Source organism: Barnesiella sp. CU968 (assembly GCF_905219685.1).
In the GTDB taxonomy this organism is placed as follows: domain Bacteria; phylum Bacteroidota; class Bacteroidia; order Bacteroidales; family Muribaculaceae; genus Lepagella; species Lepagella muris_A.
The window spans coordinates 1-1,290 of sequence record NZ_CAJMXD010000569.1 but is presented as its reverse complement, the minus strand read 5'-3'; the positions used below and the strand labels follow the sequence as shown (position 1 = coordinate 1,290).

Genomic DNA, 1,290 nt, shown 5'->3' with positions numbered 1-1,290 from the left:
GGCGATTCATTTGTATTTGACAATTCGATATATTAACTTAACTTTCAACTACTTCGGTAATTTTTACCGAATCATTGAAATAGAGAGCAGGTAACTTTTCAGAGCAATTGCCCGTATCCGGTAGATATATAGAAAAAGCCATGAGCTTTTTCAAAGCGTTGCTATGGAATTTTACATTGCTTATTTCACTCATGGTTTAGATTTTTAATAAGCCATGCCATATTCTCGCCGATGTTACGCATATTTGCCATGCCTTCCTCATCATTGAGAACATCTCCGATATTCTTGCCATAGACCATATTCCAGTAGGTGGAGCCAACGACAATCATCTCTTTGTTGAGCATAAAGTGATTCATGGTGTCAACGGTAGTCATGCCGCCACCGCGACGCACTGCGGCAACCGATGCCCCGATCTTATGGCGAAGAAGCCCCGGATTGGTTGCTACGACAACACCGCCACGTTCCAGAAAGGCTTTCATCTTTGCTGATACATCAGCCGAGTAAACCGGCGAGCCGAGAATTATTCCGTCTGCCTCGACCATACGACTGAATATCTCAGCAAATCCATCATTTGCAAACACACAGTTGCCTTTGCCTTTACAGGCAAAGCATCCGCGACACGGCTGTATTTCACATTCCGCTAACTGTATCAGTTCTGTTTCGATCCCTTCCGTATTCAGTTCATCAAAGACCTTGCTGATAATCAGTGCTGTGTTTCCGTCTTTGCGGGCACTTCCGTTGATTCCGATTACCTTCATGGCTTGTAATTGCGTTTTATCTCGTCAATCGACTTGCCGCCAATACCGAAGTTTTCGTCGGGCAATTCCTTAATGGTCACTGTAAAGAACTGTTCCGGAATATGGGTTATCTCGGAGGCTGTTGAAGTAAGTCGCTCAATCAACTGTTTCTTCTGTTCAGCGGTCAGTTTGCCGCTCTCTATTGATATGTAGGGCATCTTTAGTTATGAGTCTTTTGGCGGTTTGACATTATGGTATCGAAGTTCTCGCGTCCCCAGTTGATGAGGGCCTCGATGTGTGGTAAAAGGGTTCTTCCGAAATCAGTGACGGAATATTCCGTGCGGGGAGGAACATCGGGGAACAGTTCGCGACGGATTATGCCATCGGTGGTCAGTTGGCGGAGAACCTGCGACAGCACCTTTTCAGATACCGACGGGATGTTGCGGTACAGTTCGTTGAAGCGCACCGGCTCGTTCTCGGAAATCTTCACGAGAACCACCAGTGCCCACTTGTTGCCCAGCCATTCGAGCATCGGAGCCGCCTTGCAATATGC

The 1,290-nt window shown here is 46.7% G+C and carries 3 protein-coding genes; all 3 read right to left on the bottom strand.

The genetic code is table 11. The annotated features are described in order from the left end of the window. Window positions 1-185 precede the first annotated feature (185 nt). Window positions 186-758, bottom strand: a complete 573-nt coding sequence (locus JX312_RS13755; protein ID WP_204458487.1) for a flavodoxin family protein — start codon at window positions 756-758, stop codon at window positions 186-188. Further along, a complete protein-coding gene (gene dmpI / locus JX312_RS13750; RefSeq protein ID WP_123407346.1) occupies window positions 755-955 on the bottom strand; it encodes a 4-oxalocrotonate tautomerase DmpI in 201 nt (66 codons plus the stop codon). The genes JX312_RS13755 and dmpI overlap by 4 nt, the downstream gene beginning before the upstream one ends. Window positions 956-957: 2 nt before the next feature. Then, window positions 958-1,290: helix-turn-helix domain-containing protein (locus tag JX312_RS13745; protein ID WP_204458486.1), on the bottom strand; the 333-nt coding region annotated here is incomplete at its 5' end.

What these genes read in the sequence shown, in the direction of transcription:
- JX312_RS13755 (WP_204458487.1), bottom strand. Translation starts at nt 758, where the DNA reads ATGAAGGTAATCGGAATCAACGGAAGTGCCCGCAAAGACGGAAACACA.
- dmpI (WP_123407346.1), bottom strand. Translation starts at nt 955, where the DNA reads ATGCCCTACATATCAATAGAGAGCGGCAAACTGACCGCTGAACAGAAG.